We start from the raw sequence: 16,657 nt of genomic DNA on the forward strand, positions 1-16,657 counted from the left end.
ACCCACCAGACTCTACCTTAGCGCCCTCTTCTCGCCAGTAGCGGGAAAATCAACCCCAATCCTACCAGCACAAACGGCGTCACGATATTCAGCGTGAGCTGGAATGTCCACTCAGGGGTAAAGGCTTCCATTTTCGGGAAGATCCCGGTCAGACAAGCAAATGCGGTAAAAGCGAAGCACCAGATCCCCACCGTCATCGCCAGCGATCGATTCCGGATAAAGACATATTCCGGCTTATACTTCTGCGCCAGGCGAATAACAGCAATAAACGCCACAAACACCCATAGATAACGCAATGGCATCACGACTGAATTGAGATTTAGCAACCACTTGTAGAGATTGTTCATGTCGCCAATCCCCAGGGTTGGCAACATAATCAAAATCGCTACCAGCACCAGCGTCAGAATATAACCATTGACCGGTGTCCCCGAGGCATTGGTTTTACACAGGCTTTCCGGAATATATTTACGATCCGCATCGCCCAGCAGAACTTTAAGCGGTGCATCAATAGAAAATACTAATGCCGCGATCTGTCCTAATGTGTTGGCAATAGCGTAAATAACCATCAGCGAGTTACCCATACCATAATACTCGCCCAATTTCTGGAAGGCGTAATATTGACCATTGGTCATGAGATCATCAGGAATATGCCGGGAGTCAAACATCATCCCCATGGCCAGCGACCCGAGGATCGCACACACTGCCACCATCACCGCCAGGACGAGCATCCCTTTCGGAAATTCTTTGCCCGGATTACGTGTCTGATTAACGTAAGGTGATATTTTCTCGGCGCCGCCAACGGCAAAGACCAGCATTGAGATCGTGGTAATATAGGTAAAATCGATATGCGGGATGAACGATTCCCATGTGATATTGGTTGTTGCTATCTGCACATCGGTGATCGCCGGAGCAGTTACCGCCATCACGACATACAGAATAGACATCACGAACATCGCGATGCCCGCCACTGAGCCCACAATTTTCAGTGATTTCATACCACGGGACGCAACCCACATGAAAAAGACAAATAGCGCCAGCGTCAGTCCTTGCAGGGCCACAACGGTATACTCTTTTATCAGTGACCCATCGCCTTTTAGCGCCCATCCCAGCGCAATCAGAATGGCCTGCGGCTTTTGCGCCAGATAAGGAATATGCACGACCCAATAGGTCCATGCAGCAAGATAGGCAAGGCCTGGCCCCATCGTGTGCTTAATCCAGGTACTGACCCCGCCTTTCCCATCTTTAAAGGTAGAACCAAGTTGTCCAACAATCAGCGCATAGGGAATAAAATAGAGCGCAAAAATAAATATCCATGAGGAGACAACAACCAGTCCCTGATTAGCATAGTTGTTAACAACGTTGCCAAAACCCCAAACGGTGATAAACGACATCAATGCGATGTTGTACCATCGCAATTGTTTTTCCTGCACACCAGCCATACGCGATCCTTCGTAGAAGCTTTTTGAGTATTAATATATAAGGCGTGGGATTATGCGCGTTAAAATGAACGAGCGGAAACGGCGGGATGTAAAACTATAACCTTCTGCACACTTTATTTTCAGGACAGATGCGTGCGATTAAATAATACCAGGTCCACATAAAGCATACATAAACAATATGTATGGGAACCTGGTCGGTTTGTGTTAAATCAGATCAAACATGCGCAATAGAATTGGGCGTATGGCCCGTTTTACGTAACAGCATCAGTAAATAAATAAACGATACGCTGGCGATCATGATAAACAGCAAGCTATCTGAATAATTTTGCATCAGCATCGCGGTAAATGAAGGACCAAGCAGGCTGCCCACGGTATAGCTTAATAACAATGCCTGATTCATGGCGACCAGCTGATGATGTTCCACCTTTTCACAGGCCCAGGCCATCGCCACCGGATAGAGGGTAAAACCTGCAGCACCCAACATAAACAATGCGGGCGCCATCGCCGCCTGATTTAGCATGGCGATACTGCCAACGATGACCACGAAAACCTGGACGCGTAAAACCAACAGGCGTCCCAGCTTATCCGCCAGGCGGCCAATCGGCCACTGTCCCAGAATTCCGGCACTAACCAGAACAGCCATCCAGAAGCCAATACTGGCGTTGCTCACTCCCTGATGGTTGAGATACAGCGGCATCAGGCCATACAAAGACCCCAGCACAATCCCGGAAATGATACAGCCATTCACGCCCAGGCGCGCCTGTCGCAGTTTCAGCATGGAGACAATAGGTGTGGACTTCTGCTCATCACCCTGCTGATTGGCAATGCGAGTAAAGAGCAGTGGCAAAACACCAGCCAGGATAGTCCCTGTCACCCACGGCAGGACGTTCATCAATTCCGTGGATACTTTACTCACCAGCAGCTGGCCTAAAAACGTCCCCACATAATAGATCATCATATAGGCGGCAAGTAAACGTCCGCGATTACGCGAAGTCCCGCTGCACATCAGCGCGCTTTCCACCACCACCCAAATCATGGCGCAGCCAACACCGGCGATAAAGCGCCAGGTCATCCAGCTCCAGAATCCCACCATAATCCCCAACCCGACACAACCCGCAGCAAAAATAAACGAGGCGATGTAATAGCTGCGATTAAAGCCAAGGTGTTTGATTAAATACCCGGTCAACAACGTCCCTACCAGATTACCGGTAAAGTAAGACGAGCTCACCACGCCTACCTGCCAGGTGGGCAGGTTTTCATGGGCGAGCCAAAGCGGGACGAGCGTGTTTAACACGGCGATCGCCAGGGTCAACAGAAGCAGCCCGCACAGCAGCAGCATGACGGGACGAGTATAGGTGGACATGAATAAAAACCGTGAGGAAGTTCAAATTTCATGCGCATCATGCCACTGCCAAAAACATTGTCAATCGGCGTAATCAGAGGGCTGTGGCGCTTTCTGGCCGATCGATTTGCATTACTGATTCTTAATGTGAATAGATAAAAAGCTCAAAAACACATCTGCTTGTTTTTATTGATCTAAAACAAAAATCTCGCGTTCCGTTCAGTCGAAAAATTTCATGGACTCCCCGTGCTTTTATTTCTTACTAAACTCTATGCGGGATGCAAACCTGCATTGTCCTCAAAATAGAACTGTGAGTTCCTTTTTACCTATCTAATCCAAATTTCGCTCTCTCTGTAGACTTAAACTCATCAAATTTTCCCCACTGATGCTGAACAGGAGAAATATCATGACTAAACCTTACGTGAGACTTGATAAAGATAATGCGGCAGTACTGCTGGTCGACCATCAGGCTGGCCTGCTCTCTCTGGTTCGGGATATCGATCCCGATAAATTTAAAAATAACGTGCTTGCCCTCGGTGACTTAGCAAAATACTTCAAACTCCCGACCATTCTGACAACCAGTTTTGAGACCGGACCCAATGGGCCGCTGGTGCCGGAGCTAAAAGCGCAATTTCCCGACGCGCCCTATATTGCTCGCCCCGGAAACATTAACGCGTGGGATAATGAAGATTTCGTGAAAGCGGTGAAAGCGACCGGCAAAAAACAGCTGATTATCGCCGGCGTCGTGACGGAAGTTTGCGTTGCCTTCCCTGCGCTCTCGGCTATTGAAGAAGGTTTTGACGTCTTTGTTGTCACCGATGCCTCAGGCACATTTAATGAAATTACCCGCCATTCAGCATGGGATCGGATGTCGCAGGCCGGTGCTCAACTGATGACGTGGTTTGGCGTCGCATGCGAGCTGCACCGCGACTGGCGCAGCGATATCGAGGGGCTGGCAACGTTGTTCTCTAACCACATCCCCGATTATCGCAATCTGATGACCAGCTACGACACGTTAACGAAACAGAAGTAAAAAACCGGGGCTAAGCCCCGGTTTATCATTTAGCTCGCTACCGCCATACCAACGGTCATATGCAGGCCGTAGAACACGCCACGACCTATTAACTCTCCAACAAGCAACAGAATAAATGCGACGGAAAGCAACGGAACTGCAGGCTGGTAACCCTTCACTTGCGGTACAATCCAGCAGCACAGCGCTAATGCCAGCGCCACAATCCGCCACGCCATGAGCGATCCGTAATCCGGAACCAGCGCAGACGCCTGCTGAATCGAACTGTGGATCGTCGCCAGTTCAGCCCCCTGCATTACTGACATGATGGCGCTCACCACCAGAGCAAGCACTGAGATAGCCGGCAGCAAGCGCATCGCCCAACCGTCAACACCGGCAATTCTCAGTAACAGATACCCCAGCAGCGGACCGCCCATAAACATCGTCAGGAAGAAGCCCAACGGTGTCCAGACGCTGTACCAGGTCGGTACAGTATCGATAGTGTTATACACACGTACCATCATCCAGACAAAAATCACGCCCAGTACCATGGTGACAACTAACCACAGATTGCGTAACGCGGGCGACATTTTTTTCAACGTGGCCAGCAGCCAGCCGATACCACCAACGGCAAAGAAGATGGAGCCGCTGGCAATTTCGTTACTCAACGCCGAAGACCCTACACGATTGAGTGAGTTAAAGGCGCGCATCGGCGAGCCCAGATGAAGCATAGAAGCAATAAAGCCAATACCCATCAATACCCACAGTCCAAACATGCAGGCGATCACGCGCTGCTGCGTTTCAGGACGTAAGTCCCCTTTCATCAGCGCCAGCGCCAGAACAATAAAGCCACCAACCACACACTGTCCGAAGACCGTGAAGATCATCAGCGGCCATTCATGCCATCCACTTCCCATCTTACACCTCCTTCGGATTAGCCAGATAACCTGTGGTATCCCCGGTCGGGCGGCTATTGGCGTTAGGTTTGATGACAATACTTGGTTTGGTAAAGTGCGCACCCGGCAGTGGCGCAACCGCAGCCAGGGAACCATGCTTTTTGCGCAGCTCTTCAATCGGGCCAAAATCCAGCGCACGCAACGGGCAGGATTCGACACAGATAGGTTTCTTGCCTTCAGCGACACGCTCATGGCAGCCGTCACATTTTGTCATATGCCCTTTTTCAGCATTGTACTGCGGCGCACCGTAAGGACAGGCCATGTGGCAATACCGACAGCCAATGCACACGTCTTCATCGACAACGACAAAACCATCTTCACGTTTGTGCATCGCGCCGCTCGGACATACCTTGGTACAGGCCGGATCCTCACAGTGGTTACAGGCAATGGAGAGGTAATAGGCAAAGACATTCTGATGCCAGACGCCGTTGTCCTCCTGCCAGTCACCGCCTGCATACTCATAAATGCGGCGGAAGCTGACCTCCGGGGTTAAATTTTTGAAATCTTTGCAGGCCAGTTCGCAGGTTTTGCAACCGGTGCAACGGCTGGAATCAATAAAAAATCCATACTGGGTTGTCATCGGTTACTCCTTACGCCTTTTCAACCTGAACAAGGTTCGTGTGTGACGGGTTCCCCTTCGCGAGAGGAGACGGACGCTGAGTTGTCAGGACGTTAATGCAACCGCCCTGATCCACGCGTTTTGCATCCGGGTCATACCAGGCGCCTTCGCCTAATGCCACCACACCAGGCATCATACGCGGCGTCACTTTCGCCTCGATATGCACTTCACCACGATCGTTAAAGATACGCACCTTGTCGCCGTTGTTAATGCCGCGTCGCTGCGCATCCATAGGGTTGATCCACATTTCCTGACGGCAGGATGCTTTTAGAACATCCACGTTGCCATAGGTCGAATGGACACGAGACTTGTAATGGAAGCCGGTCAGTTGCAGAGGGAATTTCTCCACCAACGGATCGTTCAGGCTTTCAAATCCAGGGGTATAAATCGGCAACGGATCGATCACATCACCTTCCGGCAGTTCCCAGGTTGCCGCAATCTCGGCAAGCTGTTGCGAATAAATTTCGATCTTACCTGACGGGGTGGTCAACGGATTAGCTTTAGGATCTTCGCGGAACGCTTTGTACGCGACGTGATGCCCTTGTGGGTCGCGCTGTTTAAAGATCCCTTGCTTACGGAATTCTTCAAACGTTGGCAGTTCAGGAATCGCTTTGCGTGACTGCTCGTAGAGATGACGCATCCACTCTTCCTGAGTTCGACCTTCTGTAAACTGCTGCTCAACGCCAAGGCGTTTCGCCAGTTCGCTGGTCATCTGGTAGATAGTCTTGCATTCGAAGCGTGGTTTGATTGCCTGATCGGTGAAAATCACATAGGACATATTCCCGCATGAGGCATCCAGCGCGAAGTCCATCTGTTCGGAGGCAGTGCAATCCGGTAGCAAAATATCCGCATATTTAGCCGAGGAAGTCATATGACAGTCGATGACGACGATCATCTCGCACTTCTTCTCATCCTGCAGGATTTCATGCGTACGGTTGATGTCAGAGTGCTGGTTAATTAAACAGTTACCAGCATAGTTCCAGATCATCTTAATGGGAACATCAAGCTTGTCTTTGCCGCGCACACCGTCACGCAGGGCCGTCATCTCCGGGCCTCGCTCAATCGCGTCCGTCCACATAAACATCGAGATGCTGGTTTCTACAGGGTTTTCCAACGTAGGCATACGCTCAAACGGCAAACTGTATGAGCCTTCACGTGCCCCGCTATTGCCGCCGTTGATGCCAACGTTACCGGTCAGGATAGCCAGCATAGAAATAGCGCGAGTCGCTATTTCACCATTGGCGTGACGCTGCGGCCCCCACCCCTGACTGATGTATGCCGGTTTTGCGCTACCAATTTCACGAGCCAGTTTGACAATACGTTCAGCGGGAATGCCAGTAATCTGCGCCGCCCACTCAGGCGTCTTGGCAATACCATCTTTGCCCTGCCCAAGAATATATGCCTTATAGTGACCGTTCTTAGGCGCGTCGGCCGGTAAGGTTTTCTCGTCGTAACCCACGCAGTATTTGTCGAGGAACGGTTGATCAACCATGTTTTCGGTGATCAGGACATACGCCAGACCATTAACCAGCGCCGCATCGGTGCCTGGACGGATCGGGATCCATTCATCTTCTCGGCCCGCGCCGGTATCCGTGTAGCGGGGATCGATAATAATCATACGAGCATTGGATTTCTGTCGCGCCTGTTCAAGGTAATAGGTTACCCCGCCCCCGCTCATACGCGTTTCACCAGGGTTATTACCAAACAGGACCACCAGCTTGCTGTTTTCAATGTCGGACGGGCTGTTGCCGTCTGCCCAACCGCCATAGGTATAGTTCAACCCGGCAGCGATCTGCGCAGAAGAGTAATCCCCGTAGTGGTTCAGGTAACCGCCGCAGCAGTTCATCAACCGTGCCACCAGCGTTTTGCCCGGCGGCCAGGAGCGCGTCATGGTGCCCCCCAGCGTACCGGTACCGTAGTTCAGATAGATAGACTCGTTGCCGTAGTCTTTAATAAGACGCTGCATATTACTGGCAATGATTTCGTAGGCTTCATCCCAGCTGATACGCTCAAACTTACCTTCACCGCGCTTACCGACGCGTTTCATCGGATATTTCAGACGATCGGGATTATAGACGCGACGACGCATGGAGCGCCCACGCAGACAGGCGCGTACCTGGTGCAGACCATCATAGTTGTCATCACCGGTGTTGTCGGTTTCGACATACTTTATTTCACCGTCTACCACATGCATACGCAGCGGGCAGCGGCTACCACAGTTCACCGTACACGCGCTCCAGATCACTTTCTCATTAATCTGTTTTGGATTAAGGGCCTCTGCGGCATTTGCAATACGGGTAAATGGCAGGGTAAACGCGCTACTGGCCACCGCCAGCCCGCCTATCGCCGTCGTTTTCACCAGACCGCGGCGACTAACCTCAGCTGCCAGTACGGCATCGGGGATCTTAGTTTTCATAGTGGCTCACTCTGCTGCTCACAATAAACAAAAGGCAAATATTCGTTGTATAGATTTTTATATAACGTTACTATCGATATACAGACAGGTAGGTAATGAATTTGCAGAAAGGCAGTGATAAATACCAACCTTCGTTCGAAGGCAGTATTACTCCTGAATGAGTAGGTGTTATTGTCCAGCGTCAAACAGGTGTAAAAAAAGCGCCCTGAGGCGCTTTTTTAGCAGAGAAAAGTAGCTTAACCGATGAATTCCAGGCCATTCATGTACGGACGCAATACTTCCGGAACCTGAATGCGGCCATCAGCCTGCTGATAGTTTTCCATTACCGCAACCAGCGTACGTCCTACCGCCAGACCAGAACCATTCAGCGTATGCACTAAACGGGTCTTTTTGTCGGATTTGCTGCGACAACGCGCCTGCATGCGACGAGCCTGGAAATCCCACACGTTGGAGCAAGAAGAGATTTCGCGATAGGTATTCTGTGCCGGGATCCATACTTCCAGATCGTAGGTTTTGCATGCGCCGAAGCCCATGTCGCCAGTGCACAGGATGATCTTGCGATACGGCAGACCCAGCAGTTGCAGGACCTTCTCAGCATGACCGGTCATCTCTTCCAGCGCATCCATCGAATCTTCTGGACGAACAATCTGCACCATCTCAACTTTATCGAACTGGTGCATACGGATCAGACCACGAGTGTCACGGCCGTAAGAACCTGCTTCAGAACGGAAGCACGGCGTATGCGCAGTCATTTTGATCGGCAGCGCATCTTCGTCGATGATTTCGTCACGTACCAGGTTTGTCAGCGGCACTTCTGCCGTTGGGATCAGCGCATAGTTGCTGCTGTCAGCTTCTTCATCCAACGGACGCGTGTGGAACAAGTCGCCAGCAAATTTCGGTAATTGGCCTGTGCCGTACAGGGTGTCATGGTTAACCAGATACGGGACATAGTTTTCGCTGTAACCATGCTGCTCAGTGTGCAGATCAAGCATGAACTGGGACAGCGCTCGGTGCATACGCGCAATCTGGCCTTTCATAACAACGAAACGAGAGCCGGTCAGCTTAACCGCCGCAGCGAAATCAAGACCCGTGTGCATTTCACCCAGGGTAACGTGATCGCGCACCTCGAAATCGAACTCGCGCGGTGTACCCCAGCGGCTGACTTCGACGTTATCATTTTCATCTTTACCTACCGGAACTTCGTCTGCTGGCAGGTTAGGAATAGTCAGCGCAATATCGCGGATCTCAGCCTGTAAGGTATCAAGTTCAGCTTTCGCGGCATCCAGCTCTTCGCCCAGTTTGTTCACTTCCAGACGTAAAGACTCGATATCTTCCCCGCGCGCTTTTGCCTGGCCGATGGATTTCGATCGAGAGTTACGCTCTGCCTGCAGGTTTTCAGTTTGTACCTGCAGAACTTTACGACGCTCTTCAAGAGCGCGCAGCTTATCTACATCCAGCTTAAAGCCCCGGCTTGCCAGTTTTTCTGCGACTGCGTCTGGCTCATTACGCAGCAGATTGGGATCGAGCATGCTTATCCTGTGCTTATCGAATTAAAATAGGAGAAAGTGACCACAGCCTGCGGTCACAGGGATACAGAGACAACATTACCGCAACGATAACACTAACGGTAGCGTTTTATAGGGCTATTTTGATCCTGTCCGGCGAGCCAGGCGAGCTTTTCGCCAATCTTGCCTTCAAGACCTCTGTTTGTGGGATGATAATAGCGCGTTTGTGCCATTTCCTGCGGGAAGTACTCTTCTCCGGCGGCATATGCATTTGGCTCATCATGGGCGTAACGATATTCCTGACCGTAGCCCATCTCTTTCATCAGCTTAGTCGGCGCATTACGCAGGTGGACCGGCACGTCGTAATCCGGACGTTCACGGGCATCAGCAAGTGCGGCTTTAAAGGCGGTGTAAACTGCATTACTCTTCGGCGCACAGGCCAGATAAACAATCGCCTGAGCAATCGCGCGTTCGCCTTCAGCTGGCCCCACGCGAGTAAAGCAATCCCATGCAGAAATCGCCACTTGCATAGCGCGAGGATCGGCATTACCAACATCTTCAGAGGCAATCGCCAGACAGCGGCGGGCAACGTACAGCGGATCACCACCAGCGGTGATAATACGTGCATACCAATAAAGCGCTGCATCCGGTGCACTCCCGCGTACCGACTTGTGTAATGCGGAGATGAGATCGTAAAAACGATCGCCTTTATTATCGAAACGCGCGGTGCGTTCACCGGCAATTTCAGTGAGCAATTCTGCTTTCAATATGCGCTTGCCGGAATCATCAACTTCGGCCATATCGGCCATCATTTCCAGCGTATTCAGCGCCCGGCGCGCGTCACCATTAACCAGTTCGGCAATCGCCCGACGCGTCTCAGGCGGGAGTACGATATCCTGTCCGCCGTAGCCCCGCGCTTTGTCTGACATCGCCTGGTCCAGTACCAGTTCAATATCGTCGGTGGTTAACGATTTCAGTAAGTAAACGCGTGCACGTGATAGCAGCGCTGAGTTCAGCTCAAACGAGGGGTTTTCTGTTGTCGCGCCAATAAACGTGATGGTTCCGTCTTCAATATGCGGTAAAAATGCATCCTGTTGGCTTTTATTAAAACGGTGAACTTCGTCCACAAACAGGATCGTACGCCGACCAGCGTTACGGTTCTGACGCGCACGCTCAATCGCTTCACGAATTTCTTTCACACCAGACGTAACCGCCGAAATGCGTTCAACATCAGCGTTGGCGTAACGGGCAATAACTTCGGCAAGGGTGGTTTTGCCCGTTCCCGGTGGTCCCCATAAAATCATGGAGTGCAGATGCCCTGCCTCGATAGCGCGTGGCAAAGGCTTACCCGCAGCCAGCAGATGCTGCTGTCCGATATACTGCGCTAAATTTTCTGGCCGCATGCGCGCGGCCAGTGGCTGAAAAGTATTATCAGAAAAGTCGAGCGACAGATTGCTCACTCACACGCCTCTACTTACGTTGATCGTCAACCGTTACACCTTGCGGCGGGGTAAAGGTGAATTTGGAAGGTTCGATCGCACCATTCTGCTGAGATTTCAGCTGATAACTGCTGCGCTGATCGTCTTGTTCAACGGCGCTAAACTGGTGGATCGTCCCGTCACGCCCAACATTGATCGTAAACTGCTTCAGGTTACCGCTACTGGTTTTAGGCGTCAGTACGAAATCATCACCGTTTTGCTTAATGTTGTACTGCTGCCAGTCGCTGGCCTGGTTACGTGCAATCAGCATGAACGGCGTATTGCCAGTGGCGTCTTTCAGCCAGGTCGCGGTCGCCTGTTCAACAAACGGGTTAAAGAACCACAGCGTTTTCCCATCGGAAACCAGGATACTCTCGTCAGGCTGCGTCATATGCCAGTTAAACAGATTAGGACGTTTAACCCATAAATCACCCTGACCTTCTTGCACTGCTGCGCCGCTACCGTCCGTGACCTTCTGAGTAAAGCTGGCATGGAAGCTACTGACTTTATCCAGGCGGCTTTTCAGGTCGCTGGCAGCGTCAGCCCAGACGCTGCTCACCACAAAGCTAGACAGTAATGCACAGGTGATTGCGATTCTTTTCATCGTTATTCCTCAAAATACGTCACTCCCAACGGGGAGATCCCTCTGCTATCCATTTCAGGCCAAAAATCAGCATGAGGAAAGTAGAAAATACTGAATTACTTAACTTTGCAATCATTCGAAGGGCGGCGGAGCCAGCACTTCACGATTACCATTATGTCCTTGTTCGCTGACAATTCCCTGCGCTTCCATTTGTTCGATGATGCGCGCAGCTCGGTTGTAACCGATGCGGAACTGACGCTGGACGCCGGAGATTGAGGCTTTGCGTTTCTGGGTCACAAAGTTTACCGCCTGATCGAACAGCGGATCCAACTCTTCGCCACCATCAAAGCCGCCACCGCCGCCTTCGCTTTCGCTGTCAGAGGTAATGCCGTCAACGTATTGCGGACGACCGCGCGCCTTCCAGTCCTGAACCACCGCGTGAACTTCTTCATCACGAACAAAGGCGCCGTGAACACGCACAGGGATCGTCGAGTTTGGTGCGGAATAAAGCATGTCCCCCATACCTAACAGCGATTCCGCTCCGCCCTGGTCAAGAATGGTACGCGAGTCAATTTTACTGGAGACGGTAAAGGCGATACGCGTTGGAATATTCGCTTTAATCAGACCGGTGATAACGTCGACCGACGGTCGCTGGGTCGCCAGCACCAGGTGTATCCCTGCCGCACGCGCTTTTTGCGCCAGGCGAGCAATCAGTTCTTCCACCTTTTTACCTACGGTCATCATCAGGTCGGCGAATTCATCTACCAACACAACGATATACGGCAGTTTTTCCAGCACCGGATGCTGAACATCCATGCTGTCGCCCGGCTTCCAGTATGGGTCCGGAATCGGACGACCCATGCGGGCTGCTTCGGCGATTTTCTCGTTATAACCAGCAAGGTTACGCACCCCAAGCGCCGACATCAGCTTGTAGCGACGTTCCATTTCATTGACGCTCCAGCGCAAGGCGTTAGCAGCATCTTTCATGTCGGTCACAACTTCAGTCAGCAGATGCGGAATGCCTTCATAAACTGACAGTTCCAGCATTTTCGGGTCAATCATGATAAAGCGAACGTCTTCCGGCTGCGCCTTGTACAGCATGCTGAGGATCATGGCGTTCACCCCAACAGACTTACCGGAACCGGTTGTCCCTGCCACCAGCAGGTGCGGCATTTTCGCCAGATCGGCCACCACCGGTTCGCCCGCAATATCTTTACCCAACACCACGGTCAGCGGAGATGAGTTATCACGGAATTTGGTGTTATCCAACACTTCGCGCAGATAAACGGTTTGACGTTTTTTGTTCGGTAACTCCAGTCCGACATACGGTTTGCCCGGAATAACCTCGACAACACGTACCGCTGCGGTAGACAACGAACGCGCCAGATCGCGCGACAGGTTGGAAATACGTGCCGCTTTAACCCCAGGAGCAAGATTAAGCTCAAAGCGGGTTATCACCGGGCCTGGGGAATAGTTCACCACATCGGCTTTAATGCGGAAATCCGCCAGACGCGCTTCCACCAGACGTGCCATTTGCTCCAGCGCGAATGTATCAATTGGCTCAACTTCGCTCGGCGGCGGTGTGAGCAGATCTAACGATGGCAGCGGCGTGTTTGGACGATGCGCCGGACGGCTATCGCCATTGCGCATCAGGAGCGGATGGATCAGGCTATCCTGCGGCGGCGGTGTAACAGGTTGCGCTGGCTGCTGATAATGCTGCTGCGGTGCGACAGGCTGCGCTGGCTGCTGATAATGCTGCTGCGGTGCAACAGGCTGCGCTGGCTGCTGATAATGCTGCTGCGGTGCAACAGGCTGCGCTGGATGCTGATAATGCTGCTGCGGTGCGACAGGCTGCGCTGGCTGCTGATAATGCTGCTGCGGTGCAACAGGTTCCTGGTACTGTGGCACAGGCTCCGGCATCACGCCAGGCGTAAACAGCGGCTCATGCGGCCCCTCTTCCACCAGCGTTTTCATTGGCGAAAATTCAAAGTCATCGAGAGAAAACGGATTCGCTCCGGCTGGCTGCTCACCAGAATAACGTTGCTGCTGGGAAGAGGCAAACTGGCGAGCCAGTTCCGCTTCTGCAGCTGAATCTTCGTCATCAGTTTGATGGGTATCATCCTGATATTCTTCGCCATAGCGGTGCTGCTGCGACTGGGCAAACTGACGTGCCAGCTCATCTTGCTGCATGGCATCAATTTCATCGTCACTGTACGCATCTGTATCAAGCTGCTCTTCGCGGGCTTTCTCTTCAGCCATACGCTGTGACGGCAGTTTGATGCCATACGACGCCAATTCCCGACGAGTAGGCACGCGCACACGATTCGGACGCGGTAACTGCGGACCAATACCCTCTTTCACCTGTGGACGCGGCGCACCGCCACCCGCAAGGCTAAAGACAGGCGCTGCGGCAGCGGCCCCCGCCCCCAAAGCGGCGCTTTTTACGCCTGCGGCCAGCGGCGCAACGGCAGCAACAGACTCAACGGGCGGAATGGATGTAGCCGTCGGCATAGATGGCATAGACGGCTTAACACGTTCAGGCTCCTGAACCGGCTCTGGTATCGGTTGATACCAGGCAGCCAGTTGCTCACGCTCACGCGCACGTTTCTCTTCAACTTCTTCAAAATAGTAAAGCGGCGGACGAGTCGGTTTAACCTCTTCAACCACTGGCTCAGGTTCCATCACCGTCGGTTGTTCAACCACAGGCTGCTGGAACGGAGCGCTCTGTTGAAAAGTTGATTCCTGATGATAAACAGGTTGCTGCACTGGCTCCGGCTGATAAGCAGGCTGCTGGAATGCGGCGTTCTGTTGTAAAGTTGACTCCTGTTGATTGACAGGTTGCTGCAGTGGTTCCGGTTGGTAAACAGGTTCCGGCTGCCAGTTTTGCTCCGCGGTAAATGCCTGCGCTTGCGGCGCGAGGGGCTGCGCATATGTGGGTTCCGCGGTCTGTGGCGCATAATATTGTGGCTGAGGACTCTGCTCCACTACCGGCTGCTGCCAGGGTTCATACTGTTGCTGTACCGGTGGCTGCGCGTACTGGGTTGGCTGCGGATAACCTTCAGGTGCTGGCGCAATCACCGCATCCCCGGTTTGCGCGCCTGGCGCGGATTGCCAGGCTACAGCTGGGGCCGCTTGTTCCATAACGGGGTTGGTCACTGGCGACGTTTGCAGCAGCGGATCAACCGGCGCGCTCCAGGCCTGCGCAGCCGTTGTTGCTGCAGCTGCGGCGGCCACAGGCTCTGTTACCGAATGACCATTCAGCAGCGGGTCCAGTTCGTCATATTCAGGCAACGTCGCGCGATTGCCGGAAAACAGCACATCGTTAGGATCGGCCACAACACCGCGGGCGCTGTATTCAATTTCGTCTTCATCATCCATGCGTTTGCCGGAGAACAGCGCGGCATCAGTATGACGGCCCAGTGGGTTGGTAAACTTCTCTGCCAGACGCTTACGGCGCGCTAACGCACCACGAAGAATACGAGCCCGGCGCGATTCATGAGGTTTACCATCAGCGGCGTCGATAGATTCGTCTTCATCTTCATATTCTTCGTCATCGACCCAGGTATCGTCACGGCGGGTACGGTTGCTGGCAAACGTCAGGATATTGAGTAACCAACCGCCCAGTTTTTCCGCAATGCTAACCCACGACCAACCGGTAAATAGCGTTAATCCAGCAGCCCAAATGCACAATAACGTCAACGTACCGCCGCTGCTGTGCAGTAATGGTTGCAGGGTAGTACTGAGCAAGCTGCCAATCACGCCGCCAGAGGCGAAATACCAGATGTCATCGGCATTGATTGCGGCAAGTCCGCAGGATGTGAGAATCAGCGCCAAAACGCCAATAATGCGCAGCGAAACGGCAAAATAATCGACGTATTCGTCGCTGGCCTGGTGTCGCCATGCAAACCAACAGCCGCCAACAATGATGACGGGAATGGTGTAGGCCATGATGCCAAAAATAAAGAACAGCGTGTCTGCCAGCCATGCGCCGGGTATTCCGCCCAGATTATGAATTGGTTCATGCCACGCCGTTTGCGACCAACTGGGATCCGAAGGATTAAAGCTGAGTAAGGCCGCCATCAACCAGACGGCAAAAAGGGCAATAAGGATCAGTAGCGCTTCCAGAAGTCGGCGCCCGCTGCTTAACTTCGTCAATGTGACGTCTTTGTCTTCAGTGTATTCCTGGCTCAAAAACGGCTCTCCAGGTTTTAGGCTTTTCCTGCCCGATGCTAAAACGGACAACAGCACCGGGTTACCCCGGCACTGTTGCTGTATGGATTAACAGGAGTGTAATCAAACTACGTCGATTTTGCACCTGTTCCGTGTTAGCGCGTCTTAATTACCAGACGATTGCTCTGTTTGACTTCTTCCATTACTACATAAGTACGTGTGTCATTCACGCCAGGCAGACGCAGCAGGGTTTCCCCCAACAGCTTACGGTATGCCGACATATCCGGTACGCGTGTTTTCAGCAAATAGTCGAAATCACCGGAAACCAAATGACACTCTTGAATTTCTTCAAGTTTTTGTACTGCAGAGTTAAATTGTTCAAACACATCCGGGGCGCCACGATTCAGAGTAATCTCAACAAAAACCAGAAGTGATGCATCCAGATAATGCGGGTTTAACAGCGCTGTATAGCCCTGAATAAAACCCTGTCTTTCCAACCGACGCACACGCTCAAGGCAGGGCGTTGGTGAAAGTCCCACACGTTTAGAAAGCTCGACGTTAGAAATACGCCCATCCTTTTGCAGCTCATTAAGAATGTTACGATCAATACGGTCGAGATCTTTGCCAGGGCGCTTCTTACTATCTACCATTATTATTGTCTCTCTGTATTCCTTCCCTACTCCTGCCTGACTCTACTAACATCACTGTTCAGAGTCGCTACCCATCAAAATTAACCGCAACCCAGAGGGATTTTCGGTTCGCAATGCCTGGGTTTATGGTGAGAAGACCGTTGCCTGTCGGCGGCTATCGACATCACGAATGGCATCTGTCCACACCATGCGTAGATTTCGCTAACACGGTAAACATGGTATCTACATGCATGATTATGCAGCACATACATGACACAGTTTTTTTCTTCCTTGAATGTTTTCGCAAAACAGCAGGTGATTGTCAAAGCAAAACATCGATTTTTAGTACAACATGCCAGTTATTCATTCGCAGTGATGGAAAATCGTCATTTTATCACCTTATAACTGACCGATTTTAAGTAGAAATCGTTATAGTATTACGGATAATTACCCCCGCTCATCGGTTTCTGCTATTACACATATTGTTAACAAAATCGCCATACTCTTTTTT

The 16,657-nt window shown here is 51.9% G+C and carries 11 protein-coding genes; 1 reads left to right on the forward strand and 10 read right to left on the reverse strand.

Going from position 1 to position 16,657, the window contains the following annotated elements; genetic code table 11:
• Positions 1–17 precede the first annotated feature (17 nt).
• Together NMD08_RS17090 and NMD08_RS17095 are read right to left on the reverse strand one after the other, a co-directional pair.
• Positions 18–1,439 carry an amino acid permease gene (locus tag NMD08_RS17090; protein WP_151217918.1) on the reverse strand — a complete coding sequence of 474 codons (1,422 nt, stop codon included), beginning with the start codon at positions 1,437–1,439 and terminating at the stop codon, positions 18–20.
• Positions 1,440–1,653: 214 nt separating this feature from the next.
• A complete protein-coding gene (locus tag NMD08_RS17095; RefSeq protein ID WP_187259766.1) occupies positions 1,654–2,802 on the reverse strand; it encodes an MFS transporter in 1,149 nt (382 codons plus the stop codon).
• Positions 2,803–3,187: 385 nt separating this feature from the next.
• Here NMD08_RS17095 and ycaC point away from each other — a divergent pair, with 385 nt between their 5' ends.
• Entirely contained in the window at positions 3,188–3,814 is a 627-nt protein-coding gene (gene ycaC, locus NMD08_RS17100; RefSeq protein WP_370618642.1) for an isochorismate family cysteine hydrolase YcaC, read from the forward strand.
• 29 nt (positions 3,815–3,843) lie between these two features.
• On the opposite strand, the gene NMD08_RS17105 is transcribed toward ycaC, so the two are convergent.
• From NMD08_RS17105 to lrp, 8 genes are all read right to left on the reverse strand, one after another.
• Entirely contained in the window at positions 3,844–4,707 is an 864-nt protein-coding gene (locus NMD08_RS17105) for a dimethyl sulfoxide reductase anchor subunit family protein (protein WP_187252723.1), read from the reverse strand.
• A gap of 1 nt (position 4,708) precedes the next feature.
• Positions 4,709–5,326 (reverse strand): DMSO/selenate family reductase complex B subunit, encoded by a 618-nt coding sequence (locus tag NMD08_RS17110; protein ID WP_151217916.1) that lies wholly within the window; start codon positions 5,324–5,326, stop codon positions 4,709–4,711.
• A 10-nt stretch (positions 5,327–5,336) separates the two neighbouring features.
• Complete coding sequence (gene dmsA / locus NMD08_RS17115) at positions 5,337–7,781, reverse strand: dimethylsulfoxide reductase subunit A (RefSeq protein WP_151217915.1); 2,445 nt, start codon at positions 7,779–7,781, stop codon at positions 5,337–5,339.
• Positions 7,782–8,017: 236 nt separating this feature from the next.
• Positions 8,018–9,310: a serine--tRNA ligase gene (gene serS, locus NMD08_RS17120; RefSeq protein ID WP_003836908.1), complete on the reverse strand. Its 1,293-nt coding sequence runs from the start codon at positions 9,308–9,310 to the stop codon at positions 8,018–8,020.
• Positions 9,311–9,402: 92 nt separating this feature from the next.
• Positions 9,403–10,746, reverse strand: a complete 1,344-nt coding sequence (gene rarA, locus NMD08_RS17125) for a replication-associated recombination protein RarA (protein WP_286545207.1) — start codon at positions 10,744–10,746, stop codon at positions 9,403–9,405.
• Positions 10,747–10,756: 10 nt separating this feature from the next.
• Positions 10,757–11,368 carry an outer membrane lipoprotein chaperone LolA gene (gene lolA / locus NMD08_RS17130; protein ID WP_003831898.1) on the reverse strand — a complete coding sequence of 204 codons (612 nt, stop codon included), beginning with the start codon at positions 11,366–11,368 and terminating at the stop codon, positions 10,757–10,759.
• Between the two features lie 111 nt (positions 11,369–11,479).
• Complete coding sequence (gene ftsK / locus NMD08_RS17135) at positions 11,480–15,538, reverse strand: DNA translocase FtsK (protein WP_210904889.1); 4,059 nt, start codon at positions 15,536–15,538, stop codon at positions 11,480–11,482.
• 134 nt (positions 15,539–15,672) lie between these two features.
• A complete protein-coding gene (lrp, locus tag NMD08_RS17140; protein WP_002439523.1) occupies positions 15,673–16,167 on the reverse strand; it encodes a leucine-responsive transcriptional regulator Lrp in 495 nt (164 codons plus the stop codon).
• Positions 16,168–16,657: the final 490 nt, after the last annotated feature.

It is taken from the genome of Citrobacter meridianamericanus (assembly GCF_041320245.1).
Lineage (GTDB): Bacteria > Pseudomonadota > Gammaproteobacteria > Enterobacterales > Enterobacteriaceae > Citrobacter > Citrobacter meridianamericanus.

Excerpts from the sequence above, each read along its gene's own strand:
- NMD08_RS17090 (WP_151217918.1), bottom strand. The coding sequence starts at position 1,439 with ATGGCTGGTGTGCAGGAAAAACAATTGCGATGGTACAACATCGCATTG.
- NMD08_RS17095 (WP_187259766.1), bottom strand. The coding sequence starts at position 2,802 with ATGTCCACCTATACTCGTCCCGTCATGCTGCTGCTGTGCGGGCTGCTT.
- ycaC (WP_370618642.1), top strand. The coding sequence starts at position 3,188 with ATGACTAAACCTTACGTGAGACTTGATAAAGATAATGCGGCAGTACTG.
- NMD08_RS17105 (WP_187252723.1), bottom strand. The coding sequence starts at position 4,707 with ATGGGAAGTGGATGGCATGAATGGCCGCTGATGATCTTCACGGTCTTC.
- NMD08_RS17110 (WP_151217916.1), bottom strand. The coding sequence starts at position 5,326 with ATGACAACCCAGTATGGATTTTTTATTGATTCCAGCCGTTGCACCGGT.
- dmsA (WP_151217915.1), bottom strand. The coding sequence starts at position 7,781 with ATGAAAACTAAGATCCCCGATGCCGTACTGGCAGCTGAGGTTAGTCGC.
- serS (WP_003836908.1), bottom strand. The coding sequence starts at position 9,310 with ATGCTCGATCCCAATCTGCTGCGTAATGAGCCAGACGCAGTCGCAGAA.
- lolA (WP_003831898.1), bottom strand. The coding sequence starts at position 11,368 with ATGAAAAGAATCGCAATCACCTGTGCATTACTGTCTAGCTTTGTGGTG.
- lrp (WP_002439523.1), bottom strand. The coding sequence starts at position 16,167 with ATGGTAGATAGTAAGAAGCGCCCTGGCAAAGATCTCGACCGTATTGAT.